Annotated in this window: 26 protein-coding genes and 2 pseudogenes; 21 read left to right on the top strand and 7 right to left on the bottom strand. The window is 70.2% G+C overall.

The features are described 5' to 3' along the window. The 18 genes and pseudogenes from OG435_RS44695 (at position 1) to OG435_RS44615 (ending at position 16,076) form a co-directional block, all read left to right on the top strand. Complete coding sequence (locus tag OG435_RS44695) at positions 1-1,110, top strand: 3-oxoacyl-ACP synthase III family protein (protein ID WP_266886890.1); 1,110 nt, start codon at positions 1-3, stop codon at positions 1,108-1,110. A 9-nt stretch (positions 1,111-1,119) separates the two neighbouring features. Then, complete coding sequence (locus OG435_RS44690; RefSeq protein WP_266886887.1) at positions 1,120-1,989, top strand: ester cyclase; 870 nt, start codon at positions 1,120-1,122, stop codon at positions 1,987-1,989. Positions 1,990-2,231: 242 nt separating this feature from the next. Then, positions 2,232-3,458 (top strand): IS110 family transposase, encoded by a 1,227-nt coding sequence (locus tag OG435_RS44685; RefSeq protein ID WP_266875563.1) that lies wholly within the window; start codon positions 2,232-2,234, stop codon positions 3,456-3,458. A 146-nt stretch (positions 3,459-3,604) separates the two neighbouring features. Then, positions 3,605-4,597: an aldo/keto reductase gene (locus tag OG435_RS44680; protein WP_266887151.1), complete on the top strand. Its 993-nt coding sequence runs from the start codon at positions 3,605-3,607 to the stop codon at positions 4,595-4,597. Positions 4,598-4,631: 34 nt separating this feature from the next. Next, positions 4,632-5,816 carry an FAD-dependent oxidoreductase gene (locus OG435_RS44675; protein WP_266886885.1) on the top strand — a complete coding sequence of 395 codons (1,185 nt, stop codon included), beginning with the start codon at positions 4,632-4,634 and terminating at the stop codon, positions 5,814-5,816. A 48-nt stretch (positions 5,817-5,864) separates the two neighbouring features. Beyond that, positions 5,865-6,518: a thermostable hemolysin gene (locus tag OG435_RS44670; protein WP_266886883.1), complete on the top strand. Its 654-nt coding sequence runs from the start codon at positions 5,865-5,867 to the stop codon at positions 6,516-6,518. Beyond that, entirely contained in the window at positions 6,508-8,178 is a 1,671-nt protein-coding gene (locus OG435_RS44665) for an AMP-binding protein (protein ID WP_266886881.1), read from the top strand. The genes OG435_RS44670 and OG435_RS44665 overlap by 11 nt, the downstream gene beginning before the upstream one ends. Next, positions 8,175-9,101 (top strand): TauD/TfdA family dioxygenase, encoded by a 927-nt coding sequence (locus tag OG435_RS44660; RefSeq protein WP_266886880.1) that lies wholly within the window; start codon positions 8,175-8,177, stop codon positions 9,099-9,101. Before OG435_RS44665 ends, OG435_RS44660 begins: the two co-directional genes overlap by 4 nt. 31 nt (positions 9,102-9,132) lie before the next feature. After that, positions 9,133-9,702: a cupin domain-containing protein gene (locus OG435_RS44655; RefSeq protein ID WP_266886878.1), complete on the top strand. Its 570-nt coding sequence runs from the start codon at positions 9,133-9,135 to the stop codon at positions 9,700-9,702. Between the two features lie 151 nt (positions 9,703-9,853). Continuing rightward, entirely contained in the window at positions 9,854-10,321 is a 468-nt protein-coding gene (locus OG435_RS44650; RefSeq protein ID WP_266886876.1) for an ester cyclase, read from the top strand. A gap of 164 nt (positions 10,322-10,485) precedes the next feature. Beyond that, positions 10,486-12,021 (top strand): DHA2 family efflux MFS transporter permease subunit, encoded by a 1,536-nt coding sequence (locus tag OG435_RS44645; RefSeq protein WP_266886874.1) that lies wholly within the window; start codon positions 10,486-10,488, stop codon positions 12,019-12,021. 162 nt (positions 12,022-12,183) lie between these two features. Next, positions 12,184-12,819, top strand: a complete 636-nt coding sequence (locus OG435_RS44640; protein WP_266886872.1) for a dTDP-4-dehydrorhamnose 3,5-epimerase family protein — start codon at positions 12,184-12,186, stop codon at positions 12,817-12,819. A 73-nt stretch (positions 12,820-12,892) separates the two neighbouring features. Continuing rightward, positions 12,893-13,081, top strand: a pseudogene (locus OG435_RS50480) (DUF4158 domain-containing protein); the annotation flags it as partial. Next, positions 12,996-13,577, top strand: coding sequence for a DUF4158 domain-containing protein (locus tag OG435_RS44635; RefSeq protein ID WP_266886870.1), 582 nt, complete (start codon positions 12,996-12,998; stop codon positions 13,575-13,577). The pseudogene OG435_RS50480 and the gene OG435_RS44635, both read left to right, overlap by 86 nt. A gap of 49 nt (positions 13,578-13,626) precedes the next feature. After that, positions 13,627-13,977, top strand: a complete 351-nt coding sequence (locus tag OG435_RS44630; protein WP_266886868.1) for a hypothetical protein — start codon at positions 13,627-13,629, stop codon at positions 13,975-13,977. Then, a pseudogene (locus tag OG435_RS50260) lies at positions 13,974-14,798 on the top strand (Tn3 family transposase); the annotation flags it as partial. The gene OG435_RS44630 and the pseudogene OG435_RS50260, both read left to right, overlap by 4 nt. Positions 14,799-14,826: 28 nt before the next feature. Next, positions 14,827-15,366 (top strand): Tn3 family transposase, encoded by a 540-nt coding sequence (locus OG435_RS44620; RefSeq protein ID WP_266886866.1) that lies wholly within the window; start codon positions 14,827-14,829, stop codon positions 15,364-15,366. Positions 15,367-15,635: 269 nt separating this feature from the next. Further along, on the top strand, positions 15,636-16,076 hold the full coding sequence (locus OG435_RS44615) for a hypothetical protein (RefSeq protein ID WP_266886864.1): 441 nt from the start codon (positions 15,636-15,638) through the stop codon (positions 16,074-16,076). Positions 16,077-16,345: 269 nt separating this feature from the next. Here the strand turns inward: OG435_RS44615 and OG435_RS44610 are convergent, their stop codons facing one another. From OG435_RS44610 to OG435_RS44600, 3 genes are all read right to left on the bottom strand, one after another. Continuing rightward, on the bottom strand, positions 16,346-16,861 hold the full coding sequence (locus OG435_RS44610) for a hypothetical protein (protein WP_266886862.1): 516 nt from the start codon (positions 16,859-16,861) through the stop codon (positions 16,346-16,348). A 74-nt stretch (positions 16,862-16,935) separates the two neighbouring features. Next, positions 16,936-18,093 carry a hypothetical protein gene (locus OG435_RS44605; RefSeq protein ID WP_266886860.1) on the bottom strand — a complete coding sequence of 386 codons (1,158 nt, stop codon included), beginning with the start codon at positions 18,091-18,093 and terminating at the stop codon, positions 16,936-16,938. 493 nt (positions 18,094-18,586) lie between these two features. Then, complete coding sequence (locus OG435_RS44600; RefSeq protein ID WP_266886858.1) at positions 18,587-18,778, bottom strand: hypothetical protein; 192 nt, start codon at positions 18,776-18,778, stop codon at positions 18,587-18,589. Positions 18,779-18,969: 191 nt separating this feature from the next. Between OG435_RS44600 and OG435_RS44595 the strand changes: the two genes are divergently transcribed. Beyond that, positions 18,970-19,878: a recombinase family protein gene (locus OG435_RS44595; protein ID WP_430625859.1), complete on the top strand. Its 909-nt coding sequence runs from the start codon at positions 18,970-18,972 to the stop codon at positions 19,876-19,878. 112 nt (positions 19,879-19,990) lie between these two features. Here the strand turns inward: OG435_RS44595 and rfbB are convergent, their stop codons facing one another. Together rfbB and OG435_RS44585 are read right to left on the bottom strand one after the other, a co-directional pair. Beyond that, positions 19,991-20,986, bottom strand: coding sequence for a dTDP-glucose 4,6-dehydratase (rfbB, locus tag OG435_RS44590; protein WP_266886854.1), 996 nt, complete (start codon positions 20,984-20,986; stop codon positions 19,991-19,993). Further along, entirely contained in the window at positions 20,983-22,050 is a 1,068-nt protein-coding gene (locus OG435_RS44585; protein WP_266886852.1) for a glucose-1-phosphate thymidylyltransferase, read from the bottom strand. The genes rfbB and OG435_RS44585 overlap by 4 nt, the downstream gene beginning before the upstream one ends. A 163-nt stretch (positions 22,051-22,213) precedes the next feature. On the opposite strand from OG435_RS44585, the gene OG435_RS44580 reads away from it, so the two are divergent. Then, the gene (locus OG435_RS44580; RefSeq protein ID WP_266886850.1) at positions 22,214-22,858 is read left to right on the top strand and encodes a dihydrofolate reductase family protein; all 645 of its coding nucleotides are present in this window, start codon (positions 22,214-22,216) and stop codon (positions 22,856-22,858) included. Positions 22,859-22,975: 117 nt separating this feature from the next. Beyond that, complete coding sequence (locus OG435_RS44575) at positions 22,976-23,395, top strand: ester cyclase (protein ID WP_266886848.1); 420 nt, start codon at positions 22,976-22,978, stop codon at positions 23,393-23,395. Positions 23,396-23,499: 104 nt separating this feature from the next. Here OG435_RS44575 and OG435_RS44570 read toward each other — a convergent pair whose 3' ends face one another. Beyond that, on the bottom strand, positions 23,500-24,495 hold the full coding sequence (locus OG435_RS44570) for a Gfo/Idh/MocA family protein (RefSeq protein WP_266886846.1): 996 nt from the start codon (positions 24,493-24,495) through the stop codon (positions 23,500-23,502). Beyond that, the gene (locus tag OG435_RS44565) at positions 24,492-25,889 is read right to left on the bottom strand and encodes an NDP-hexose 2,3-dehydratase family protein (RefSeq protein WP_266886844.1); all 1,398 of its coding nucleotides are present in this window, start codon (positions 25,887-25,889) and stop codon (positions 24,492-24,494) included. The genes OG435_RS44570 and OG435_RS44565 overlap by 4 nt, the downstream gene beginning before the upstream one ends. Positions 25,890-26,020: the final 131 nt, after the last annotated feature.

The following is a 26,020-nucleotide window of genomic DNA, read 5'->3' as shown; positions in this document are numbered from 1 at the left end:
ATGTCACCCAGCACCGACCGACACGTATCGATCCTCGCCACCGGTGCCCACCTGCCGGGCGACCCCCTCGACAACGACGCCCTGGCCCGGGTCTGCGGGCCGCTGCCCGACGACGTCCTGGAGGGCATCCAGGTCAAACGCCGCCACTGGATGGTGGACCCGCTCACCGGAGAACACCGTACGACCACCTCCGCCATGGCCACCGCCGCGGCCAGACAGGCCCTGGACCGGGCCGGCGTGGAGGCGGCCGAGGTCGACCTGATCGTGCTCTCCACCGCCAGTCCGGACTACCTGCTGCCCGTCGCGGCGACCTACGTCCAGGAGCAGCTCGGCCTGGCCGACTGCGCGGTGATCGAGGTCCGCGCCGGCTGCGTGGGCGCCGTACAGGCCTTCGACATCGCCCGGCGCCTGCTCGCCGACGGCACCTACCGCACCGCGCTGGTGATCGGCGCGGAGTCGGTCTCGCCGCTGCTCGCACCCGTCTTCCTCGGCGTCGACCCGCACAAGGTGCGGATGCGCGACCGGCTCACCGTCTACACCTTCGGCGACGGCGCCGGGGCCGTCGTGCTGCGCGGCGGCGAGGAGGGCTCGGCCCACGAGGTCAGCCGCCAGGTGTTCGCCACGCGGTCCATGGGCGGTGCCCGCAAGCCCGGCATGCTGATCGTCGGCGGCGGCACCGACGCCCCGCTGCACGAACAGCAGCAGCGCAAGCGGCTGATGGACATCAAGCTCGACATCCCCGGCACCGCGCAGTTCGGCCCCAAGGTCTTCGTGGAGGGCATCCACGACATGCTGCGCCGCTCGGGGCTCGCCCTCTCGGACATCGACGCGTGCGTCCTGCCGGAGGGCAACGCCGAGTACTTCGCCAGCGAGTACGGCACGGCCGGACTGTCCGCCGAGGACCAGACGACCCTCAGCAAGATCATCGTGGAGAACCTCACCGACGTGGGAGCCACCGGCTCCGCCGCGGTCCCCCTCGCGCTGGACGCCGGCTGGACCGAGGGCCGCATCCGGCCCGGGGACACCGTGCTGCTCCTCGCGATCGAGGCCAGCCGCTACCTGTACGCGGGACTCACCCTCACCTGGGAAGCACCCTTCCCCACCAGTTAAGGACGGAACGTGTCGATACAAGAGACGGTGCCCAGCGCGGTGAGCGTGGAGGAGCGCAACAAGAAGACCATCCGCGCGGTCTTCGACACCTTCGTGAACCGGGGCGACTTCTCCATCGTGGAGGAGATCTACAGCCCCGACATGATCGACCACCAGCCGCTGCCGGGCGCGCCCGAGGGGCTGGAGGGCGTCAAGTACACCATCGCCGGCCTGCGCGAGGGCTTCCCCGACCTGCACGTGACCATCGAGGACATGAGCGCCCACGGCGACCACGTCGTCATCCACAACACCTGGCGCGGCACGCACCGGGGCGAGTTCCTCGGCATGCCGCCCACCGGGCACTACATCGAGTTCCAGGGCGTGGTGGTCTGGCGGCTGCTGGACGACGGCCTGATCGCCGAGCGCTGGGGCATCGGCGTCGAGTCCAACATGCTCTCCGTGCTCGGCATGCGGCGCCTGGCGCCCTCCTCGCGCACCGCCGCCCGCGCCGCGGCGCGCCGGAGCGTCGAGCCGGCCACCGTGCTGCTGCCGCTGCCCGAGGGCGGCGCCGCGCGCTGGAAGGACGTACAGGCGGAGTTCTCCGGGCCGCGCCTGAGGGAGTACGAGGCCTCGCGGCGCAGGGCCGGGATCCTCCAGGAGTCCTTCGCCCTCCAGCGGCTCGGCGACCGGGACGTACTGGTGCACCGGGTGGAGGCGCGTGACCCGGCGGGGGCCGCGAAGCGGCTGTCGCAGTCCGGCGCCGCCTTCGACGTGTGGCTGCGCGGGGCCGCGGCCGAGGCGGTCGGCGCCGACCCCTGGGCGCAGTTCGCCGCGGGGAACGCGGCGGAGCAGGAGCACACCTGGTCCTCCGTCACGAGCGAACTGGCCTCCGCCGCCTAATGGGACGTATCGGGTCGTAGAGACTTGATGTTGTAGCCGCCAGCAGGTGAGCACTTCCGATGCCGGAGCCGTTCGAGTTCTGTGGTCAGACCGTGCCCCTGCTGGTCGGCCGGGAGGCCATGACCGCTGATGGGATGGCGTGCCCGCCCACGGGCGTGAGCACTGGATCCATTAGGCCGCGTGCCGTGCCTTCCGCAGGCTGCTGTGCAACTGAACGAACGGATACGAGCGGGAGAGAACTGTTGCTGCTGATCGGTGACGACTGGGCCGAAGACCATCACGATGTCGAGGTCCAGGACGGGACGGGCCGCAAGCTGGCCGTCGCGACCCTGCCCGAGGGGGTGGAGGGCATCGCGAAACTGCACGCGCTCATCGCGAAGTACGGTGGCGCGGATGTGGACTCCGCCGAGGTGGTGGTGGGGATCGAGACCGATCGCGGCCCGTGGGTGCAGGCCCTGATCGCCTCCGGCTACCAGGTGTTCGCGATCAACCCGAGGCAGGTCAACCGGTTCAAGGAACGCTACGGAACCTCCGGCGCCAAGAGCGATAAAGGCGATGCGCACGCGCTGGCAGACATGGTCCGTATCGACCGTGACCAGTTGCGGCCCGTCGCTGGAGACAGCGAGCAGGCCCAGGCCGTGAAGGTCGTCGCCCGTGCCCACCAGACACTGATCTGGGAACGCACCCGCACCTTCCAGCGGCTGCGCAATACGCTGCGCGAGTACTTCCCCGCGGCCCTGGACGCCTACGCCGACTTGGCGCTGACCAGCACGGACGCACTGGAGCTGCTGATCAAGGCGCCCACGCCCGCCACCGCGGCGAAGCTGACGCGCCCCCAGATCACCGCGGTCCTGACCCGCCACCGCCGGCACAACCGGCCCCAGAAAGCCGCCACGATCCAGACCGCGCTGCGAGAAGAACACCTCGGTCTGCCCGAACCGGTGACCGCCGCCTACGCGGCCGCCGCGACAGCCCACGCGCGCCTGCTGATCAGTCTGAACGAGCAGATAGCCGAGCTCGAAAGGCAGGTGAAGGCACATTTTCTTGAGCACCCGGACGCTGAGATCTACCTCTCGATGCCCGGCATCGCGGAGATCACCGGCGCCCGGGTGCTCGCCGAGTTCGGGGACGACCCCACCCGCTACGACAACGCGAAGGCCCGCAAGAACTACGCCGGGACCAGCCCTATCACCCGGGCCTCCGGCAAGAGCCACACCGTCCAGGCCCGCTACGTCCGCAACAACCGCCTCGCCTCGGCCCTGCAACTCCAGGCGTTCTCCGCGCTGAACACCTCACCCGGCGCCCGCCGCTACTACGACAAGCAGCGCGCCCGCGACGCCGGCTACAACCCTGCCCTCCGCCAGGTCGGAAACCGCCTCGTCGGCATCCTCCACGGATGCCTCAAAACCCGCACCCACTACGACGAAGCAACCGCCTGGTCACACCACGCCCAGCTCTATCCCTCTTGACATGAAACGGCATGGGATGTCTGACCACAGCGATACGACGGGTTGCCGCCCTCCCGGCCCAGGCCTCGAGGGCGGCTCCGGCAGTTCTCTAGTCTAGCTCTGCTAGTATTCCTAGCGTCGATAACTACCGCGGAAGGCGCATGATGATGCGGCAACGAAAGCTCGGCAGCCAGGGCCTGGTGGTCTCCGAGCAGGGTCTCGGATGCATGGGCATGACCTTCGCCTACGGCCCGGCCGACGACCAGGAGGCCCTGCGTACGGCCCACCGGGCCTTCGAACTCGGCGTGAACCTCCTCGACACCTCGGACTTCTACGGTCCGCACACCAACGAGGAGTTCGTCGCCAAGGCCATCGCGGGGCGGCGCGACCAGGTCGTCGTCGCCTCCAAGGTCGGCAACGAGGTCAGCCCGGACGGACAGATCACCGGCAAGCAGAACGGCCGCCCGGAGTACGTCCGCGCCGCCGTCGAGGGCAGCCTGCGTCGCCTCGGCACCGACCGGATCGACCTCTACTACCTGCACCGGGTCGACCCCGACGTACCGGTCGAGGAGACCTTCGGAGCCCTGGCCGAGCTGGTGGCCGCCGGCAAGGTCCGCCACCTCGGCATCTCCGAGGCGGCCGCCCCGACCATCCGCCGCGCCCACGCCGTCCATCCGCTCACCGCCGTGCAGACGGAGTACTCCCTGTCCACCCGCGACGTCGAGGTCAACGGCGTCCTGGCGACGGTCCGCGAGCTCGGCATCGGCTTCGTCGGCTACAGCCCGCTCGGCCGGGGCCTGCTGACCGGAGCCATCCGCAACCTCGACAACCTGGCCGCGCACGACTTCCGCCGGGTGGCTCCCCGCTTCCAGAAGGACAACCTCGACGCCAACCTGCACGTCGTCGAGCAGCTCGAGGCCCTGGCAGCGACCAAGGGGATCACCACCGGACAGCTCGCACTGGCCTGGGTCCTGGCCCAGGGCGACGACGTCGTCGCCATCCCGGGCACCAAGCGGGTGAAGTACCTGGAGGAGAACGCCGCCGCCAGTGCCGTCGCCCTCAGCGCCGACGACCTCGCCGCCCTCGACCGGATCGCCCCCCACGGCAGCACGGTGGGCGACCGCTACCCCGCCGGCGCCATGGCCACCCTCGACGGCTGAAACCGTCCATCCCAACGTGAGTGAGTGAATGACCATGGCGAACATCACGATCATCGGCGGAGGCCTGGCCGGCCTGGCCGCGGCGATCTCCGCCGCGGAGCAGGGCGCCCGCGTCACCGTCCACGAGGCCCACTCGCACCTCGGCGGGCGCGCCCGGTCGGCCTCGGCGCCCTACGTCACCAACGACGGCCCGCACACCATCATGGACAACGGACCGGTCTGGCACTGGCTGACCCAGCGCGGCCTGGCCGGCCGCTACGTACGGCTGTCGTTCCACGAGTGGACCCGGATGCGCTTCCGCCACCAGGGCAAGCTCCGGATGACCCTGCCGAGCGGCTACATGAAGATGTGCTGGCTCCACCGGGATATCGAGGTCCCCGTCGACCGCTCCTTCCAGGACTGGGCGAGCGAGCGCTTCGAGCAGCAGACCGTCAACGAGGCCCTCGGCTTCCTCGGCCCCATCCTCTTCGACGGGGACCCGGGCCGGCTGTCCGCGGCCTTCGTCTGGGAGCGGTTGCTGCGCGTGGGCACCCCCCGGTTCCCGCTGCCCAGCCGGTACTTCATCGGAGGCTGGGGCACCGTCATCGAGCGCATGGAGCGGGTGGCCAAGCGGCACGGCGTGGTCATCGAGACCGGGTCGCGGCTCACCGAACTGCCCACCGACGGACCGGTGATCGTCGCCACCTCCCTGGCCTCGGCCCGCAGCCTGCTCGGCGACAGCTCGCTGGACTGGCCCAGCGGCACCTCCGCGCTGCTGGACATGGCCGTGACCCGCTCCAAGAAGGACGGAAACGTCTCCTTCGACATGGACGAGGGCGGCTTCACCTCCCAGTACTCCGACCACGACCCCTCGCTCGCCCCGAAGGGCGAGGCCCTCTTCCAGGGAGCCATGCCGCTGCGGCCCGGCGAGTCCAAGAACGAGGCACTGGCCCGGCTGGAGAAGCTCTTCGACCTGACGACCCCGGGCTGGCGCGAGCGCATCCTGTGGCGCCGCGACGGAGTCTCCCGCGGCCGCACCGGAGCCCTCGACCTGCCCGGCCTGAGCTGGCGCGACCGCCCCGCCGTCGACCGCGGGGACGGGGTCTACCTGATCGGCGACGCCGTCGCCGCCCCAGGCATCCTCGCCGAGACCTCGATCAACAGCGCCGTGCACGCCGCCGGACTCGCCGTCGCCGCCCAGCCCGTGACACGGCGCACCGCCGTCGCCGGCCTGCGCTGACGGCCCCGTTCCTCTCTTCCCACTCCACCCTCCAAAAAGGGGCGGCACATGAGAATCACGCTTTCCGAGCGCGGCACTCCCGACTGGCTGGTCGCCGCAGACCTGGCCCAGAAGGTGTTCGCCAAGCAGTACAAGGCCAGCATCGCTCCGGACCCGGACAGCTTCCTCGCCTTCTTCGAGGACAACGACGACGGAACCGAGGAAGCCCTCGCCTGCGCGGGCATCACCTACGCCGAGGGGGCCGACTTCCTGCTGGAGAGCTACCTCGACGCCCCCGTCGAGGAGGTCATCAGCGCCGACGTCGACGCGCCGGTCAAGCGCTCCCAGGTCATGCAGGTCGGCAACATCTCCTCGGTCCGGGCGACCGCGGGCGCCGAGATCATCAAGTCCATCCCGCTGGTCATGGCCTGCCTGGGCCGGCCCTACGCGGTGATGACGATGACCCACCGGCTCGCCGCCCTGATGCAGCGCCTCGGCGTGGTCTTCCACCCCCTCGCCGACGCCTCGCCCGACCGGCTCTCCACCGAGGAGGCCGCCACCTGGGGCTCGTACTACGAGACCCAGCCGATGGTCGGCTACGCCATAGCCGCCGAGCAGAGCACGCTGCTGCTCGCCGCCATCGGCCGCTACTGCTTCGAGAAGATCGACATGCGGTTCGTCAGCAACCGCCCGGAGGCGAAGGTGCTGACCCGTGCCGCATGACACCCCCCGGGTGTCCCTCGCCGGGGGACTGCTGGAACAGGCCGACAGCGACGCCGTGATGGTGCGCGTGCTCGCCCCTGCCGCCGCGGACGGCGCCGTCGCCCAGGCCGCAGCGGCCTGGAGCTACCGCCAGATCATCGGCGCGGCCCTCGTCTGGGCCGGCCGGCTCGAACAGTGGGCCGCGGAGCACGGCCGCCCCGCCCGGGTGGGACTGCTCGCCGAGAACTCACCCGAGTGGGTCGTCGCCGACCTCGCCCTGCTGTTCGGCGGAGCCGTGGAGATCCCGGTCCCCACCGCCTTCACCGCCGAGCAGGCGGCCTCCCTCCTGGAGACCGCCGACCTCTGCCTCGTCGACGACAGCGGCGCCCGCGCCTTGGAGCGCTGGACGGCGGACACCCGGGCGGCCGTCCTGCCGGCCGGCTGCTCCGTGACCCCCGTCGACCTGCCGGCCCTGCTGGCCGGGCCGCCCGCCGGGGGACCGCTCCCCGAAGTCCCCGAGCAGGACGCGGTCGTCAAGGTCATCCACACCTCCGGCACCACCTCCGCCCCCAAGGGGGTACGGATCCGCCGGCACGGCCTGGACGAACTGCTGACCTCGCTGCGGGCGCGGGCGAAGCCGGCCCTCTTCGAGAGCTACCTCTCGATCGTGCCGCTGAGCCTGCTCATCGAGCAGGTCGCCGGGCTCTACATGCCCTTCCTGGCGGGCGGGTCGGTCTCCTTCCTGCCGCCCGGCACCGCGCTGGTCGGCACCGCCGCCGACGCCGGCCCCCGGATGCTCACCCTGCTGCGCCAGGCCCGGCCCACCGCCCTGGTCGTACCGCCCACGGTCGCCGCCCTGTTCCTCGCGCTGTGCGACGAGCAGCCGGGGGAGAGCGTGCGGGAGCGGCACCAGCGGATCTTCGGCCACGACGGCCCGGTCTTCATCGCCTGCGGCGGAGCCCCCGTGCCCGCGGAGGTCCTGCAACGCCTGGACGCGTACGGACTCACCGTCCACGAGGGCTACGGGCTCAGCGAGAACTCCTCGGTGGTCTCCTGGAACTTCCCCGGCGAGGTCCGCTTCGGCACCGTGGGACGCCCGCTGGACCACGTGAAGGCCGAACTGGCCGAGGACGGCGAGCTGCTGATCCACAGCACCTCGCTCTTCGCCGGGTACACCCGGGAGGACCCCTCCAGCGTCGTCGTGGACGAACAGGGGCGGCTGCACACCGGCGACCTCGCCGAGATCGACGAGGACGGCTACCTGCGGATCACCGGCCGCAAGAAGAGCATGGTGATCACCGCGAGCGGACGCAACGTCTCCCCGGAGTGGGTCGAGGCCCGCTACCGGGAGCTCGGCTTCATCCGCGAGGCAGCGGTCGTCGCCGACGGGCTCGAACAGGTCCACGGCCTCTTCGTCGTCGACGCGGGCCTGAACCCCGCCACCGCACGGCGACGGATCGAGGAGTTCGGCCGCGAGCGGCTCTCCGGCATCGAACGCGCCGCGGTCATCCACCTGATGCCCGAGGACGACCCCCGGTACGCCACCTGCTTCACCGTCACCGGCCGCCCGCGGCGCGACGTCGTACGGGCCCACGTACTGCAAGACCACACCGCACCGGATGACACCGCACCGGATGACACCGCACCGGACCACACCGAGAAGAACCTGGAGCACGCATGACCTCCGCTGTCACCACGACCGCTGTCAGAACCACCCCCTACGGCACCGGCACCGGACTGCTCGTGGAGCCCGTCGAGGGCGGAAGCCTCGCGGACATAGGCCCGAAGGTCCTGCGCGACCTGCTGGCCCGGGCGGGCTTCCTGCTGCTCCGCGGGTTCACCGGCTCCGACATGGCCGGCTTCACCGCGCTGGTGCAGTCCACGTCCACCTCCACCACCATCGACCCGGCCCGCGACTTCTACTCCGAGGTCGCGCAGAAGGTGGACGCCGGCTTCGACGAGGTCGGTCTGCACACCGAGAACGGCAACAGCCCCTTCCGCTCCCACCTGGCCTGGTTCTTCTGCCAGAAGGCCGCGTCCTCCGGCTCCCAGACCACCGTCTGCGACGGCTACCGCGTCTGGGACGCCTTCAGCCCCGCCGCGCGCGAGGCCTTCGCCGCGCAGGACATCGTCTACAGCCGGTACGTCGCCGAGGCGCAGTGGCGGGCCATGGCCCACCACCTGCTCGGCGGGACCACGCCGGCGGCGGAGATCGACGTCGAGGAGCTCATCGCGCTCGGCGACCGGACGCCCGGCACCAAGATCGTGGCCCAGGAGGACGGCGGGGTCCGCTACTCCTTCCGGACCCCCGCCGCAGACCGCACCGTCTTCGCCGAGCGGCCCTCCTTCGCCAACAGCATCCTGGGCCCCTCCTTCAACTACGAGAAGCCGAAGATCACCTTCGCCGACGGCACCGAGCTGTCCGCGGAACTGCTGGCCGAGGTCGAGTCGGTGACCGCCCGGCTCACGGAGAACCTCGACTGGCAGGACGGCGACGCCGCCCTCATCGACAACACCCGGGTCATGCACGGCCGCCGGGCCATCACCGACCCGAACCGCACGATCTTCAACGCCCTCAGCTACATCGAGGCCCCCGCAGCCTGACCGTCCGTCCGGACCGATGGGAGAACATCCGATGGCACGCTCCGGAGACACCCTGCACATGGGGGCCGACCGGCTCACCTTCCTGGCCACGGCGGCCGACACGGACGGCGCCTACCTGGAAGTGGAGGTCGACTACGCGAGCGCCGCCCACATGCCGCCCGCGCACTACCACCCGAAGCAGACCGAGCTCTTCCGCGTCCAGAGCGGGCAGATCAACGTCCGGCTCGAGGGCGCCCTGCACACGTACGGCGCGGGAGCCGAGTTCCACATCCCGCCGGGCGTGGCCCACTCGATGTGGAACGACGGTCCGGAGCGGGCCCGGATGACCTGGCGGGTCACCCCCGCCTACCGGACCGAGCAGCTCTTCGAGACGCTGTGGGGACTGGCCGGCGAGGGCAGGCTGCGCCCCGACGGCACCCCCTTCCTGCAGATGCCGCTGCTCGCCCTGGGCTTCCGCGACGAGTACCGGGCCGTCACCGGCCGCCCCCACGCGGTCGACATGGCCCTGTCCACCCTGCTCGCTCCGGTCGGTCTGGCCTGCGGCTACCGCCCCACCTACCGTCCGCCCCAGCGCGCCGAGCAGAGCAGGAGCGCCGCCTGACCGACCCGACCGAGCGCCCCGCCCGACCACCGCTTTCGCCCGTACGTCCACCCGCACGAACCGGTATTCGAGCGGGACGCGAGGGCGCGCCGAGGCGTGCCTCCTAGCGTCAGCCGCACCAGAAGACGGTCACATGCGTGGAGGAAATGTCATGGCCATGGAGCACGAGTTCATCCTGCCCGGTGCGGATCTGCCCCAGCCCGATGCCGACCTGCGCAAGAAGCGCGAAGCGGTCATCCTGGAGCACACGGTCGCCGAGATCGCCTGGGACATCGACGGTGTGCTCGCCACCTTCCCGCGCGGTGGCGTCTACCGCATCCAGGCCTTCGAGGAGGGCCCGCTGATCGGTGCGGAAGCCATCAAGAAGGGCTACTTCGCCGAGCTCCAGGCCGCGTTCCCCAACCTGGAGCACGAGCTGCACCACGTGCACCACACCCCCACCGCGGTCATCCTCGAGGCGCAGGCGCGCGGCAAGCAGGAGGCGGACTGGCGGGGCATACCCAACCTCGGCAAGTCCATCGACGCCCCGGTCGCCGTCTTCTTCCACTTCGACGGTGACGTGCTGGTCGACGAGACCCTCTACTTCGACATCGCCACCTTCCAGCGTCAGCTCGGCTGACCCGGTACCGCCTTCGCGCTGATGCGGGGCCCCGTACCGACGCCGGTACGGGGCCCCGCGGCGTTGCGGCGACCCGACCGGAACTCAAGTTGAACTTGAGGTTCCGTCCGTAGCGTCATGAGCGCCGGCTCGGCATGTGTCACCCTCCAGAAAGGAAGCTCTGAATGAGCGCCGTCAACCCCCCAGCATCGGGCGGTGGGAACAAGAAGGTGGTCTTATGGGCCATCCTCACCACCAGTGTCGCCTCCTTCATGGCGGGGCTCGATCAGCTAGTGATCATCACTGCGCTGCCGACCATCAAGGACAAACTCGGCGGCAGCCTTTCGGATCTGGAATGGACGGTCAACGCCTACACGCTGTCCTTCGCGGTGCTGATGATGTTCGGCGCCGCACTGGGTGACCGCTTCGGCCGGCGCAAGGTCTTCGTCCTCGGCCTGCTGCTCTTCACGGCCGCCTCGGCCGCCGGGGCGCTCGCCCCGGGCATCAACGAACTGATCGCGGCGCGCGCCGTCCAGGGCGCGGGCGCGGCGATGATCATGCCGCTGTCGGTGACCCTGCTGACCGCCGCGGTACCCGCGGAGAAGCGCGGTACGGCACTGGGCATCTGGGGCGCCGTCAACGGTCTCTCGGTCGCCGCCGGCCCGCTCGTCGGCGGTGCCATCGTCGAGCACCTCTCCTGGCAGTGGATCTTCTGGCTGAACGTGCCGATCGGCCTGGCCCTCGCGCCGGTCTCGCTGCGCATGCTGGCGGAGAGCAAGATCTCCGGCTCCCGTCTCGACGTCGTCGGCACCATCCTGGGCGGCATCGGCCTGTTCGGCATCGTCCTCGGCATCGTCAAGGGCAACATCGACGGCTGGACCTCGCCGCTGGTGCTCGGCTCCCTGATCGGCGGAGCCGTCGTCATGGTCCTCTTCGTCCTCTGGGAGAACCACACCGAGCACCCGATGGTGCCGATGCGGCTGTTCCGGATCAAGGCGTTCACCGCGATCAACCTGGCCGGCACCCTGATGTCGGTCGGCATGTTCGGCGCGATCTTCCTGATGACCCAGTTCTTCCAGAGCATCCAGGGCTACAGCGCCATGGAGACCGGCGTCCGGCTGCTCGCATGGACCGCGATGCCGATGGTCGTCGCCCCGCTCGGCGGCATGGTCTCCGACCGCATCGGCGGCAAGCCGGTGGTCACCGTCGGCCTCGCGATGATGACGGCCGGCATGGTCTGGTGGGCCTTCGTCCTCGAACCGGGCACCTCCTACGTCGCCCAGCTGCCCTCCCTGATGATCTGCGGCGCGGGCATGGCCCTGTTCTACGCGCCGCTGATGAACCTGACGATGGCTTCGGTCAAGGAGCACGAGCAGGGCATCGCCTCGGGCGTCACCGCCGCCACCCGTGAGGTCGGCGCGGCCCTCGGCGTGGCCCTCCTGGCCTCGATCTTCAGCGCCAACGGCGGGTACGCCTCGGCGGAGAACTTCGTCGACGGCCTCGTCCCCGCCATGTGGGTCGGCGCCGCCGCGGTGGCCGCCGCGACCCTGTCCATGCTGATCGCCCCGGGCAGCAAGGCGGGCGGTCCGCCGGTGGCGCAGTCCGCGTCCCCGTCCGCGTCCCAGTCCACCTCCCAGCCCACCTCCCAGTCCTCCGCTCCGGCCCCGGCCAAGGCCGCTCCGGCCGCCGCCGAGGAGTCCGCACCGGCCGCGGTGCGCTGACCGCAGCCCGTACGTACGTCGACGGCCTCCGCGCCTGCGCGCGGAGGCCGTCGCCATGTCCGCGCAGGCCCGCTCCAGCCCGCTCCGAGCGGTGCCGGAGCCGGCCGTCACAGACTCTGACCCGGCCCCAGTTCACGACCTACGACAACGAACCGAGGAAACATGCCCATTGAGGAGATGAAGATCCAGGACGCCTTCCGGATCACGCCGTCACCGCTCTCGGACAACCGCGGCAGGTTCTTCGAGGCCTGGCGCATCGGCGAGCTGACGGAACTGACCGGCCAGCCGTTCACCGTGCGGCAGGTCAACTTCTCGGTCTCCCACCGCAATACGCTCCGCGGCATCCACGGCACGCTGCTGCCGCCCGGCCAGGCCAAGCTGGTGACCTGCGTACGGGGCGCCGCCCTCGACGTGGTCGTGGACCTCAGGGTCGGCTCGCCCACCTTCGGGATGTTCGACACCACCCTCCAGGAGGCCGATTCGGGCATCGGCGTCTACCTCGCGGACGGCCTCGGCCACGCCTTCCTCGCCCTCACCGAGGACACCTGCATGAACTACCTCTGCTCCGAGGAGTACGTGCCGGGCACCATGGTGGACATCCAGGCGCTCGACCCGGAGATCGGCATACCGTGGAACAGCTCGGAGCCGTTCATCAGATCGGAGAAGGACGCCGCCGCGCCGGGCCTCTCCGAGGCCGCCGCCCTCGGACTGCTCCCGACCTACCAGCAGGCCGTCGCCTCCTACGGGGGCTCGGGGTCCCAGTACTACCCGCCGAATAAACAACGGAGTAGCTCCTGACCTGGCCCGTTGCCTTGGAGTCGGTTGTCTCGTTGGGCTGACTGGGTGAATTCGGTGACGGGAGGGGCGTGCGATGGCCACGAGCGTGTTTTCCGATGAGGAGTTGGAGGCTCTGCGGTCGTTCCCGGCGATCGGTAAGGACGAGCTGATCCGCTACTTCACCCTCGCCCCGGCTGATGAGGCGTTCCTGCGGAAGTTCCTGCGCCCTGCGACGGTCTTGGGGGCCGCGGTGCAGTTGTGCACGTTGCCGTGGCTGCGTTTCGTGCCGGACGAGGTGCCGGCGGCCCGCGGCCCCGTTGGCGGCGGTGTGCCGCCTGGCCCGGCAGCTCGAGTTACCGGTCGAGGTACTGCGCAGCTACGGCACGTCCCGGGAACAGACGCGTACGGACCACCTTCGGCAGGTCGCCAAGTATGTGGGGTGGCGTGCGGCGAAGGTCCTGGAGCTGAAGGAGCCGGACGAGTTCCTGCTGGCGCGGGCGATGCGGCACGATTCACCATCGCTGCCGTTCCGGCTGGGCTGTGAGTACCTGTGTGCGGCGAAGGTGATCAGGCCGGGGGTGGTCTCGCTGCTGGAGAAGGTCGCTGCCGCGCGTACGGAGGCCGAGCGGGAGACCCACGCACGAGTGGCCCATCTGCTCGCTCTTGAACGTTCCCGTGGCCTGGACGGCCTGCTCGTGGTCGACCCTCAGCTGCGCTCGTCGCGGCTGCACTGGTTGGTGACCGGGCCCGTGCAGGCGTCTTCGACGAGTGAAGGGTGAGGTCGAGAAGCTGAGGTTCCTGCGGGGACTGGGAGCCGACACGTTGGACATGTCGTCCCTGCCCGCCGAGCGGCGCCGCTTCCTGGCCCAGATCGGGCGTCGTCTGACCTCGCAGGCGCAGGCGCTGGTGCGACGGGAGCCGAACCGGCGCCACCCGATCCTCTTGACGCTGCTGGCGCAGTCTTCGGTCGACGTGCTGGACTCGGTGGTGCAGCTGTTCGACCAGACGCTGTCGGGCTCGGAGTCCCGGGTCAGGATCAAGCTGCGCGACGAGCTCGCCGAGCGGGCCAAGCTGTCGGAGGACCGGCTCGCGCTGCTGGAGGAGATCCTGCCCGTGCTGGCGGATGCCGGTATCCGGGACGAGGAGGTCGGGACGCTGCTGCGGGGAAGATCGGCATGAGCCACCTGCGGTCCGCGTATGCCGGATCCACTGTCAGACTGCCCCGCGACCACGGGCACCTGCGGCTGCCGGACGGCTCCTACAGCTACATCCGGCAGTTCGCGCCGAAGGTCCTGGAGACCGTACGGTTCAAGGGCGGCACGGAGGCGAAGCCGCTGATCGAGGCGCTGGAGATCCTGCGGGAGCTGAACGCCACCGGCGCCCGTAACGTCCCCGAAGGTGCTCCGACCCTGTTCGTACCGGCCCGCTGGCAGGGGTACCTGGATGAGGCTGCGGCGAAGGGCGATGCGAGCGCGTATCGGCACTACTGGGAGCTGTGCACGCTGCTCGCGCTGCGCGACGGCCTGCGGAGCGGGGACGTGTACGTGCCGCGCCGCTCCGACAATCCGGCCGCCTATCTGTTCAAGCCCGCCCAGTGGGAGATGCACCGGGCGGAGTTCTGTCGCCTGGTCGGCAAGAGCCCCGACTTCTCCGAGGCCCTGCCACAGGTGTTGGACGAACTCGATGAGGCGCTCGGCGACCTGGAGGACACTCTCAAGCGCGGCGACGGACCTGTTCGGCCCAACGACGGCGGCGAGTTGGTGATTTCGCCGCTGACGGCGGAGGACATCCCCAGCGAGGCGGAGGAACTGCACGGCGAGTTGGAGCGGATGCTGCCGAGCCTGCCGATCACCTCGCTGCTGGTGGAGATGGACCGGCACACCGCCTTCCTGGCCTGTTTCGTCCACGCTGACGGCAAGCCGGCCCGTTCCCCGCAGCTCAAAAGGAATCTGATCGCCTGCCTGATCGGGCTGTCCACGAATCTCGGTCTGCACGGCATGGCCGCGTCCTGCGGCATCCCCTTGCAGGATGGGTGCCAAGAGCGACTACGAGGCGCGCTTCCCGACCGCGGGGCCGCTGCTGACGAAGAAAGCCAACCTCGACCTGGTCTGCGACCACTGGGACGACCTGCTCCGGCTGGCCGGCTCGCTGAAGTACGGCCACGCCACCGCCTCGCTGATCGTGGGCAAGCTCTCGGCGTCCTCCCGGCAGAACGCGCTGGCGGCCGCTTTGAAGGAGTACGGGGCGATCCGAAGGACCATCCGTGCCGCGAAGTACCTGTCCGATACCGTCTACCGTAGGAAGATCGCCCGTCAGCTGGACAAGGGCGAGTCCCTCCACGCGCTGCGCCGGCAGCTGCACTACGCCCGCGGAGGCAAGATCACCCGTAGCGCCGGCCGCGAGGTGGATGCCGAGGTGCTGGCGCGCATCTTCCCGGCGCGCAGTTCGGTGGTCAACTTCTACGGCTCCATCACCGTCGACTACGAACACGAACTCGCCCAGCTCGATGACAAGGGGCACCGCCCGTTGCGGACCGTAGCCACGCACGAGCCCGGCGCCGGGCTGTAGAACAGTGAAGCGGACCCGGCGCCCCGCGGGGGAGGGAGGTGCCGAGGCGGTGCGGACACCCTAACGCGGGGCCGGTCAAGCGGGGGTGGCGTGATTCTCGTTTGGGGGTGGTCGGCGGTTTCACACCACAGGTGCGTCCGTAAGGCCGAGGCGGCCCGTCCTTCGGGTGATCAGACGGCGTGTGAGGGCGGGGTTCGTCCCATGGGTTGAAGGCAGTGGGGTGGGATCGTCGCAGATCTTCTATCTCATCCTGACCGGGAGAGCCTCCCATGATCAAGGACAGCCGGACGGGCGAGGAACTCGCCGCGGTGCTGCTCAAGGGACTGCGCAACGAGAGCATGAAGGCAGCGATCCGGCTCCTTGGAGCTGACCGCAACGGCTACTGGCTGCGCCGGCTGCTGTACGACGAAGGGCTCAATGCCGCGGCTGACGTCCCGCTCATCGACCGGAGTCACCGGCCGCCCCGGGTGGGCTGGGACGCCCTTGAACGCCTCCTCAAGCGGAACCCCGGCTCATTCACCGCCCCCGGCGGCGACACGACGGTGCTGGAGGTCGCCTTGTCACTCGTCGGTCCGTGGAAGCGTTCTTCCACGTCGGCCCGAGTGTTACGGAGAACCGGAGACGGAAGCGTTCCCCCGCCAGCCGCCCCGGTGCAGAGGCGACGGCGTAACCCCAAACGCTACGCGGGCCCCCGTAGGCCTGTCCGGTGAGAGGGGGATCCGGGGATCCCCCTCTGCTCCCGAGCCGCTTCGTCGGTGGGGCTCTTGCAGACCTGGGGCTCATGACCGGCATGTCCGGTGGCACTGCGTCAGCTACCGGGGAACGGCAGCCGACTTGTTCATGGGGGGAAGCTCCCCGGTTCATGGGGGGAAGCTCCCCGGAGCCTGACGCGGACTTCGGGGAGAGTAGTCGTTCCGGCACCGAGGCGCTTCGACGGTTGGCGCCGAAGCGGCTCGGCTTGGTCCGAAGGGCAGCCCGGTTAGTGCTGGATGGCGATCAGCCGACTACAGACGATTGCCACGTCATAAGTGTGCGAGGTCGTGTCGTTGTTGACCACGGTGGTCTCCCACGACGAGCTCACGCCCTTGATGGACTTCTGCAGGAAGAGCAGGGGCGAGCTGAGCTCGACGCCGCCGCTGTCGATGAGCCAGCCCGCGTCGCAAGCGACGCTTCCGTTTTTCGGCATGCCGGGCAGGACGGTGAAGGTGGCCTCGACCGTACGGGACTGCAGCTCGTAGCTGATGCCGCCCCGGTGGTCGTTGCAGTAGCCCGAGCCCCGACCGCCGCCGTCGCGCCTGTCGCCGTCGTGGCCGTTGCAATCACCGCCCTTGGACTGGTGCGGGGTGTCGGCGACCGCTACGGGTGCGGCCGCGGCGAAGGCCGGGGCCGTGATGCCCGTCAGGGCGAAGGCCAGGGAGGCCGCCAGAGCCGAGCCGAGTACGGCCGGGCGGCGGAGGCGGGCACCGGAGTGGCCCGGGGTGCGGTGGACGTTCAATTCTCGCTCCTCGTTGCGGCTGACGGTGGGAGAGTGGCGCTCGGGAGTGAGAGCCCTTCTCTGGGGGAGGCGTGTCATGCGTGACCCTGGACCGGCTTCTTGTGGTCGAGCCTCGCGCAGAGCGCGTGGATCTCCGCGACCCAGGTCCCGGCCGTGGGGGCGGGGGTGCCCGCGGCCAGGGTGTTGCTCACGGACGCGATCCAGTTCTGGGCATCACCGGAGTTGTCCCACAGGACCTTCAGGTCCGGGCTCTGCAGCGTCACGCCGCCTCCGGTGACGAAGTACCCGCGGGGGCAGACGGCTTCGAGGGTGGTCGTGGCGCCCGGAGCCACCGTGGCACTGACGTTGACGACCCGTCGCACCTCGAGTTCCGCGTGGCCCTTGTGGCCCGCGTCGCCCTTGGGGCCCCGCGGACCCTTGTCGCCCTTGTCGCCCTTGTCGCCCTTGGGGCCGGCAGGCCCCTGGGGTCCTGGCTTGCCCTTGCCGGAGGAGCCAGCGGGGCCCGCAGGTCCGGCGGGACCGGCCGGGCCTGCGGGACCAGCCGGGCCTCCCGGACCGGGCGGACCGCCGATGCCCGCCGTGCCAGCGGGGCCAGCGGGGCCGCCCGGACCGGCGGGGCCGACGGTGCCGGGCGCTCCCTGGTTGCCCGTGTCGCCCTTCTGCCCCTGCGCGCCGGGGTCGCCCTTGACGCCCTGCGCGCCCTGGTCACCCTTGGGACCCGCGTTTCCGGTGTCGCCCTTCGGACCCTGGATTCCGGTGTCGCCCTTCGGACCCTGGATTCCGGTTTCGCCCTTGGGACCCTGGATTCCGGTTTCGCCCTTGGGGCTGTCGCCCTTCGGACCCTGGGACCCCGTGTCGCCCTTGGGGCCCGGCGACCCGGTGTCGCCCTTCGGACCCTGCGGGCCCGTGTCACCCTGCTTGCCCGGGTGCCCCTTGGGGCCGGTGTCACCCTTCGGCCCCTGCGGACCGGTGTCGCCCTTCGGGCCGCGAGGGCCGGGCTTGCCTTCCTTGCAGTCCTTGTCCCCGCCGCCACCACCCCTGCGCGGGTCGTCATCCTCGCGCCCGCACGGCGCTTGATGGGAGCCCGCATACGACGGAACGTTCACCTGGTGCGCGCGGGCCGAAGCAGCCGCGGCCGGAGCACCTCCCACACCCAACGCCAGTGACGCCAGGGCCCCGCACACGAGCCAGGCACCGCTCGAGCGCACCCTCGCCTTACGACGAGCATCCATCCGTACCGCTCCTTGTCGCTCACGACTTAACCGATCGGCAGTTCTTTACACGAAACGAACATCCACCAATCCGGCAAACCTCATGATTCACTCCCGCTTCAGCAGCCCCATACCTCACCAACGGCGTTGCACGTCGAGGGCCCCTGGGGCCTGGCTCCGGCACCGGGCCGGATCGGGGAGCTGGGCAAGTGCCTACGCACGTAAGGCGGAGGGCGGAGTCGACGCTGAGCTTCGGCGACCGACGACAAGGACGAGCGTGCGCACCGGACCCCGCGAGCCCGGCCCGATCCGGAAGGCGGGCCCTAGGCAAAATGGCTGCCCCGCAAGAGGGGAGGCCGTACGAACGGCATCACGCGGAGCACGGAAGTGGGAGCGCTCCCACGGACGGCGCTCGATGCGAGCCGCCACGGTGCAGCGGAAGCTCCCCACCGGCCGGCACCTCGGCGGGCGTGCCGCGCGAGCGCCCGGCGCCGGTCCGCGGCGTTCGAGCCGCCTACGGTTCCCTGAGGGTCACGTCCTCCGTGGTGAAGCCGATACCTTCGGTGTCTCCGGACGCGCCATGCTCGAAGCCCTGATCGCCGGGAAATGCAGCCCGAAAGCCCTCGCGGACCTCGCGCACGGCACGATCAAGGCCAGTCATGCCACCTTGGCCGAATCCCTGACCGGCCGGTTCGAAGAGCACCACGCGTTCACGTGCTGGATGCTGCTGGACACAGCCCTGAGCGGAATGGCCCCACGACGTCGATTGCCCGGAACCGGATCGACACGCCGTGTTTCATGGGTGTTCCCCGTTGCAACACCGTGCCGTCGGGACATCCGTGCAGGTCATTGTGTTTCACAGGCCGTTTCGTTCCTCGTGACTTGTGAAACCCACTCCTGAAACGATTCCGGTGTGAACCCGACCCCCACAAGCTCGTCGAAGCGCACACGTGCCCGATGTCCACCTGTCGGGCCCCGGCCGACTCCCCGTGCCGGACCACCGCGGGCAAGGTCGCACTCAAATACCACACCGCCCGCTTCCAGCTCGTCCCCGCACTCCGCTCCGAACTCCACGTCGCCACCCCAGCCGTACGGCATCCCGGCTCGCTCTGGACCGCCCTGCCGGCCGTGAAGCCCGTGGCGGCGTCCACTCCGATGGAAGTCCGGCTCGGGTACGCACGCGTCTCGACTCGGACGCAGGAAATCCAGTCGCAGGTCGACGCGATCGAAGCCTCCAGCGTGCACCGCCTGTTCCAGGAACGCATCAGCACCCGCGTGCGCGAGCGACCCGAGATGAAGGCCGCCCTCGCCGCCGCCCGCGAGTACCGCTCGCTCGGCGCGAAGGTCACCCTCGTCGTCCACGAGATGAAACGGCTGGGCCGTGGTGCCCTTGAAATCCTCAAGGCCGCCGAGGAACTGCGGGACGCGGAGATCGAGCTGGAGTTCCTGACCGGCCCCCTGGCCGGGAAGCACGATCCGGCCGGGCGCGGGGCCGCCCTGTTCGCCTTCTTCGCTGCCATGGCGGAGTCCGAGCGCGACTACATCCGCGACAAGACCCTCGAAGGCCAGGAGACCGCCCGCAAGAACGGCAAGGCCATCGGCGGCGTCAAAGTCTCCGACGAGGACATGCTCGCCACCGCCCTCCGCCTGCGCTACCAGGACCACCTGTCACTGCGCGAGATCGCCGCCCGGCTGGTCATCCGCACCGGCAAGAAGCGCGGCCGGCACTCAGCCCCTGCGACCGTCATGCGCATGCTGCGCGAACACGACGAACAGACCGCCGCAGCTTTGTCGGGGTTGCAGTAGCCCTCAACCGACTCCCACGCGCACCGGGTCACCGGCTGACCCGGGCGCACGAAGAGACGCGGCGGGCACGTCCATCGCCCGCCGCGTCTCTTCGTGCGCCCGCCCGGTCAGGTCAGGTCAGGGCGGCCCGCTGCTGCAGCGGTTCCCACCATGCGCGGTTGTCCCGGTACCAGGCGAAGGTCTCCGCGAGCCCCTCCGCGAAGTCCCTGCTCGGCCGGTAGCCCAGCTCGGCCGAGATCTTGGAGCAGTCCACCGAGTAGCGCAGGTCGTGCCCCAGCCGGTCGGCCACGTGCTCGACGCTGTCCCAGCCCGCGCCGGCCAGGTCCAGGAGCAGAGTGGTCAGCTCCTTGTTGCTGAGCTCCGTGCCGCCGCCGATGTTGTACACCTCGCCGGGCCGGCCGCCGGTGCGCACCAGTTCCAGGCCCTGGACGTGGTCGTCGATGTGCAGCCAGTCCCGGACGTTGAGCCCCTCCCCGTACAACGGTACGCGCAGCCCGTCGAGGAGCCGGGTGGCGAACAGCGGGATGACCTTCTCGGGGAAGTGGTGGTGCCCGTAGTTGTTCGAGCAGCGTGTGACCCGTACGTCCAGGCCGTGCGTGCGGTGGTAGGACAGGGCGATGAGGTCGGAGGAGGCCTTGGAGGCCGCGTACGGGGAGTTGGGCCGCAGCGGATCGGTCTCCGGCCAGGACCCCTCGGACACCGAGCCGTACACCTCGTCCGTGGAGACGTGCAGGAAGCGGGCACTGCCGCCGGGGCGGCGCAGCGCCGCGTCCAGCAGGGTCTGGGTGCCGAGCACGTTCGTGGTGATGAACTCGCCGGCGCCGAGGATGGAGCGGTCCACGTGGGACTCGGCGGCGAAGTGCACCACCTGCTCGTGCCCGGCCACCAGCTCCCGCACCAGCTCCGCGTCGCAGATGTCGCCCCGCACGAAGCGGAAGCCGGCGTGCCCGCGGACCGGGTCGAGGTTGGCGGGGTTGCCCGCGTAGGTGAGCTTGTCCAGCACCGTGATCTCTACGTCGCCCGGCCCCTGGGGGCCCAGCAGCGTACGGACGTAGTGGGAGCCGATGAACCCGGCTCCGCCGGTCACCAGGATGCGTGTCGTCGTCATGAGGATATCTGCACCTTGCTGTGATCTCCGAGGACGAGCCGGTGGGCGGCGGGCACCGGCGGGGCGGGCGTGACCTCCGCGTGGCGTCCGATGATGGAGGCCTCCACCCGGCTGACGCCGCGGACCGAGGCCCCGTCCAGGACGATGGAGAACTCGATCTCGCTGTCGATGATCCGGCAGTCGCGCGAGACGGAGGTGAACGGGCCGATGTAGGAGCCCGAGACCACCGTGCCCTGCCCGATCACGGCGGGCCCCACGATGCGCGATCCGCTCACCTTGGCGCCCTCGTCGATCTGGACCCGCCCGATGATCTCGCTCGCCTCGTCGACCTCGCCCAGGGTGTGCGGTTCGGCGAGTTCCAGGACGGAGCGGTTGACCTCCAGCATGTCGGCCACGTTCCCGGTGTCCTTCCAGTAGCCGGAGATCGTCGTGGAGCGGACGTCCTCGTCCGTGTCGATCAGCCACTGCAGGGCGTGGGTGATCTCCAGCTCGCCGCGCCAGGAGGGTTCGATGGCCCGCACGGCCCGGTGCACGGCGCCGGTGAACAGGTAGACCCCGACCAGGGCGAGATTGCTCTTGGGGACCTCCGGCTTCTCCTCCAGGCCCACGACCCGGCCGTCGGGGCCCAGCTCGGCCACCCCGAAGGCCCTCGGGTCCGAGACCTCGGTGAGCAGGATCTGCGCGGCCGGCCGCTCCGCCTGGAAGGCCGCGACGAGGTCGCGGATGCCGCCGACGATGAAGTTGTCCCCGAGGTACATGACGAAGTCGTCGTCGCCGAGGAACTCGCGGGCGATCACCACGGCATGGGCCAGGCCCAGCGGCGCGGACTGCGGGATGTAGGTGACCTGGAGCCCGAACTTCGACCCGTCGCCTACGGCTTCCCGGATCTCCTCGGCGGTGTCCCCGACGACGATCCCGACCTCCGTGATGCCGGCGTCGGCTATCGCCTCCAGGCCGTAGAAGAGCACCGGCTTGTTGGCCACGGGAACGAGCTGCTTGGCTGATGTGTGGGTGAGGGGGCGCAGGCGGGTTCCGGCCCCGCCGGAGAGCACGAGAGCTTTCATGGCACCGAAGGCTAGGAGCGGGCACTTGAGCGGGGGTGGGGGACCGGCCGCGCGGGCGCCGCCCTGACGCGTCACCTGGACGCGTCACCCGGATGCGGCGATGAGTTCTCCCGGGCCGCACGGTCTGTTCTCAGTACCGTCGTCGCAAACCCAGGAGGAACACGTGACCCAGCTGCTGAGGGTGCAGAACTTCAACGTCTCCAGTGACGGGATCGGTGCCGGCGAGGACCAGACCCTGGAGAGGCCGTTCGGCCACGTCGATCCGGGGCGGCTGTTCGCGTGGGCCGGCGCCACGGCCAGCTGGCCCATGCGCACCGATCCCGGGGGCAGCCGGGGCCTGGACGACTACTTCACGCGGGACTACGCCCGCAACATCGGCGCCGAGATCATGGGCCGCAACAAGTTCGGGCCCCAGCGCGGTCCCTGGCAGGACCACGAGTGGCAGGGCTGGTGGGGCGACGAGCCCCCGTTCCACACCCCGGTGTTCGTCCTGACCCACCACGGACGTCCTTCGATCACGCTGTCCGACACCACGTTCCACTTCGTCGACGGCGACCCCGCTACGGTCCTGCGGCAGGCCCGGGAGGCCGCGCGGGGCAAGGACGTCCGGCTCGGCGGCGGGGCCACCACCATCCGCGCGTTCCTCGACGCCGACCTCGTCGACACCCTGCATGTGGTGGTCTCACCGCTGAAGCTCGGGTCCGGAGTACGGCTCTGGGAATCCCCCGACGAGCTGCTCGACCGGTTCCACATGGACGTGGTCCCGAGCCCGAGCGGGGTGACGCACCACCTCTTCTGGCGGAAGTGACCGAGAGACGACTTGGGCCCGGGGCCAGGCGTCCTCCAGAACGGCTCGACCGGGGTTGAGGATCCTCGGACCGCCGACCATCCACCGGCGACGACTGCCCGAGAGAGGCACCCCGATATGTCTGACAACCACCGCGAACTCATCCAGCGCTTCGTGGACATGATCAACAGTCACGACGTGAGCACCATGGCCGAGCACACCGCTCCCGGACACATCGACCACAACCCGATCGTCGCGGACGGCATCGAGGCCAACACGGCCTTCTTCCAGCAGATCTTCGACGCCTTCCCGGACGTCAAGATCGTCGTGCACGACCTGATCGCGGAGGGCGACCGGATCGTCGGCCGCTTCGAGTACTCGGGCACTCACCAGGGCGTCTTCTTCGGCATACCGGCCACCGGCCGCACCCTGACCTTCCAGACGATCGACATCTGGCGCGTCGAGGACGGCCTGCTGGCCGAGCACTGGGACCAGCTCGACGTGGCGGGGATGTTCCACCAGCTCGGCGCCGACTTCTACGCGGGCCAGGGCGAGTAGGCCTCCAGGAGCCGGCGGCCCGATGGGCCGGTGCGCGGGGTGGACCTCACCTCGCGCACCGGCCCATCGGCCGTTGCGTCGTACGGTCGTCGCGCCGTTCGCCGTCAGAACGAGGCGGCGCGCTCCACCTCGTCCACGAGCCGGGCGTGGGCCAGGATCGCCTCCGTGTGCGGGGTGAAGTCCTCCCCGCACAGCACGGCCCGGGCGAACACGCCGGCGATGTTCGTGAAGTGCCGGTCCGGCTGGAGCGGGATCTCCGTGACGCCGCCGGCCCGCTCGACCCGGAGCACGGGCGTGAGTTCGTCCGGTGTGCTGAAGGCGCGCTCCAGACGCAGCCGTCCCTCGCTGCCCCACAGCCCGTAGCCGCTGCGGTACCCGTGCTCGACCCCGTAGGCGAGCTGGGCCGCCACCCCCGACGGCGCGACGAGCAGCGCGCTGCCCGAGGGCTGAGGGCCGTACGCACTGTCCGGGCGCACCTGCGCGCCCGCGACCCGCAGCCCGTCACCGAGGAAGAGCCGCGCGGCCCGGATCGGGTACGCGGCGACCTCCGGCAGGGTGCTCGCGCGCCGCGGGAGGCCTTCGGGCCCCGTGTCGGGGCGCAGCGGGATGCCGAACTCCGAGCCGAAGAGCTGGACCTCGCCGATCAGGCCCTCCGCCACCAGCCGGCGTACCTCCGCGTGCTGGGAGTGGTGGAGGAACATGAAGTTCTCCATCAGCAGCAGGCCGTTCTCCCGGGCGAAGGACACGGCCTTCTCCGCGTCGGCCAGGCTGGTGGCGAAGGGCTTCTCGCACAGCACGTGCTTGCCGGCGGCCAGCGCCCGCAGGGTCCACTCCACGTGCAGCTCGGGCGGCAGCGGCACGTACACCGCGTCCACGTCGTCCCGCTCCAGCAGCCGCTCGTACCCGGCCACGGCGGCGCCGCCGAACCGCTCGGTGAACTGCCGCGCCCGCTCGATCCTGCGGCTGGCCACGGCCGTCACCTCGACGAGCGGCTGCCCCAGCATGGAGGGCAGCATGCGGCGCTCGGCGATGTCCGCGCATCCCAGCACGCCGATCCGCAGCCGTCGTCCGGGCAGCGACTCCGTACCGCCCCCGCTCACAGGCCGTACTCCCCGTCCAGCGCCCGGGTCGCGCGCAGGCTCGTCAGCAGCGTCCTGGCCTCGATGTTGAGGTAGTTGCTGTGCCGCAGCAGGCCGGCGAGCTGTCCCGGGGTCACCCAGAGGAAGTCCTCGGGGACGTCGAGGGGGAAATCGTCCCCGACCTCGACGAGCACGTAGCGGTTGCCCGCGTGGTGGAAACGGCCGCCCTCCTCGGACTGCACGGTGTCGTACAGCAGCCGGCCCTGACCCCGCAGGACCAGTTCCAGGTAGCGCGGGCGCTGCTCCGGGGGCAGGGTCAGCGCCCGGGCCGGCTGGCACTGGACGGTCGGGCCCAGCTCCGCCACGTCCAGTACGCCCGCCTCGGACCTGGCCTGCGCCAGCAGGTGCGTCACCCCGCCGATCCGGCGGACCAGGAAGGCGGCGAGTCCCTGCTCTGCGGGGGCGATCAGCGGCTGGGTCCAGCTCTTCACCTCGCGGTTCGCGGCCTGTACGGAGGCGGCGATGACGCTGAAGTGCTGGCCCGTCTCGTGCTCGATCGCGTAGTCCGTGCGCTTCCACCGCTGTACGTCCGACAGCGGCATGGTGGTCTGCACGAGCTCCCGGAGCGCCTTGATCTCGGTGAGCCGGTTCAGCAGGTGCTCCGTGCTGTGCAGCGGAGTGCCCTCGCTGGCGAACGAGGGGATCAGCGACAGCACCGTACGGGCGTCCATGTTGACCACGTTGGACTCGTTCAGCAGCTGGTGGATCTGGCCGAGCGTCAGCCACATGAAGTCCTCGTGCTCCGGCACGTCGCCGATGGCCTCCACGACCATGTTCCGGTTGCGCTTGCGCAGGAACCAGGAACCCTGCTCGGACTGGAGCGAGTCGTAGAGGACCCGCGAGTTCACCCGCGGCGGCCGGAAGTACTCGATGTAGTTGACGGCCGCGCCCTTGTGCACGCCGGTGTAGTTGCTCCGGGTGGCCTGCACGGTCGGGGACAGCTGGACCGTCTCGATGTTGCCGGGCTCCATCTTGGCCTGCATCAGGCAGTGCAGGACGCCGTCGAACTCCTTGACGACGATGCCCAGGATGCCGATCTCGGGCTGGTTGATGATCGGCTGCGACCAGGACGCGCCGTACCCGTTCCATTCGGAGCGCACGTCCAGGCCCACGACGGAGAAGAACCGGCCGCTGTCGTGGACGAGGTTCCCCGTGGAGTCCTCGAAGTGCCAGCCGACCAGTTCGGAGAAGGGGATGCGCCGCACGTCGTAGCGGTTGGTGCGCCGCTGCTCCGCGAACCACGCGCGGAACACCGCGTTGGGCGTCACCGCGCTGTCGAGGGTCTGGGCCGACAGCGTGAACCGTCGCCCGAGACTCGGAACGAGGCCCGCGGGCACCGTCTGGGCTGTGATCATCAATGGCTCCTTCGCCTTGTTCCGCATGCCCAGGGGCAGGCGGCCGCATCGCGAGGATGGGGGAGCGCGATCGGCCGCCACTGGAGCGAGCCTCGACAGAAAATTGATCGACGACAAAATTTCTAGCAACA

Origin of the sequence: Streptomyces sp. NBC_01264 (assembly GCF_026340675.1) — a bacterium.
Lineage (GTDB): Bacteria > Actinomycetota > Actinomycetes > Streptomycetales > Streptomycetaceae > Streptomyces.
The sequence above is the reverse complement of the archived record's forward strand: the minus strand, read 5'-3'. Positions and strand labels throughout refer to the sequence as shown.

Excerpts from the sequence above, each read along its gene's own strand:
- OG435_RS44640 (WP_266886872.1), top strand. The coding sequence starts at position 12,184 with ATGCCCATTGAGGAGATGAAGATCCAGGACGCCTTCCGGATCACGCCG.
- OG435_RS44680 (WP_266887151.1), top strand. The coding sequence starts at position 3,605 with ATGCGGCAACGAAAGCTCGGCAGCCAGGGCCTGGTGGTCTCCGAGCAG.
- OG435_RS44585 (WP_266886852.1), bottom strand. The coding sequence starts at position 22,050 with ATGAAAGCTCTCGTGCTCTCCGGCGGGGCCGGAACCCGCCTGCGCCCC.
- rfbB (WP_266886854.1), bottom strand. The coding sequence starts at position 20,986 with ATGACGACGACACGCATCCTGGTGACCGGCGGAGCCGGGTTCATCGGC.
- OG435_RS44645 (WP_266886874.1), top strand. The coding sequence starts at position 10,486 with ATGAGCGCCGTCAACCCCCCAGCATCGGGCGGTGGGAACAAGAAGGTG.
- OG435_RS44615 (WP_266886864.1), top strand. The coding sequence starts at position 15,636 with ATGATCAAGGACAGCCGGACGGGCGAGGAACTCGCCGCGGTGCTGCTC.
- OG435_RS44575 (WP_266886848.1), top strand. The coding sequence starts at position 22,976 with ATGTCTGACAACCACCGCGAACTCATCCAGCGCTTCGTGGACATGATC.
- OG435_RS44605 (WP_266886860.1), bottom strand. The coding sequence starts at position 18,093 with ATGGATGCTCGTCGTAAGGCGAGGGTGCGCTCGAGCGGTGCCTGGCTC.
- OG435_RS44675 (WP_266886885.1), top strand. The coding sequence starts at position 4,632 with ATGGCGAACATCACGATCATCGGCGGAGGCCTGGCCGGCCTGGCCGCG.
- OG435_RS44655 (WP_266886878.1), top strand. The coding sequence starts at position 9,133 with ATGGCACGCTCCGGAGACACCCTGCACATGGGGGCCGACCGGCTCACC.
- OG435_RS44565 (WP_266886844.1), bottom strand. The coding sequence starts at position 25,889 with ATGATCACAGCCCAGACGGTGCCCGCGGGCCTCGTTCCGAGTCTCGGG.
- OG435_RS44630 (WP_266886868.1), top strand. The coding sequence starts at position 13,627 with ATGTCGTCCCTGCCCGCCGAGCGGCGCCGCTTCCTGGCCCAGATCGGG.
- OG435_RS44620 (WP_266886866.1), top strand. The coding sequence starts at position 14,827 with ATGGGTGCCAAGAGCGACTACGAGGCGCGCTTCCCGACCGCGGGGCCG.
- OG435_RS44650 (WP_266886876.1), top strand. The coding sequence starts at position 9,854 with ATGGCCATGGAGCACGAGTTCATCCTGCCCGGTGCGGATCTGCCCCAG.
- OG435_RS44695 (WP_266886890.1), top strand. The coding sequence starts at position 1 with ATGTCACCCAGCACCGACCGACACGTATCGATCCTCGCCACCGGTGCC.
- OG435_RS44635 (WP_266886870.1), top strand. The coding sequence starts at position 12,996 with ATGAGGCGTTCCTGCGGAAGTTCCTGCGCCCTGCGACGGTCTTGGGGG.
- OG435_RS44660 (WP_266886880.1), top strand. The coding sequence starts at position 8,175 with ATGACCTCCGCTGTCACCACGACCGCTGTCAGAACCACCCCCTACGGC.
- OG435_RS44670 (WP_266886883.1), top strand. The coding sequence starts at position 5,865 with ATGAGAATCACGCTTTCCGAGCGCGGCACTCCCGACTGGCTGGTCGCC.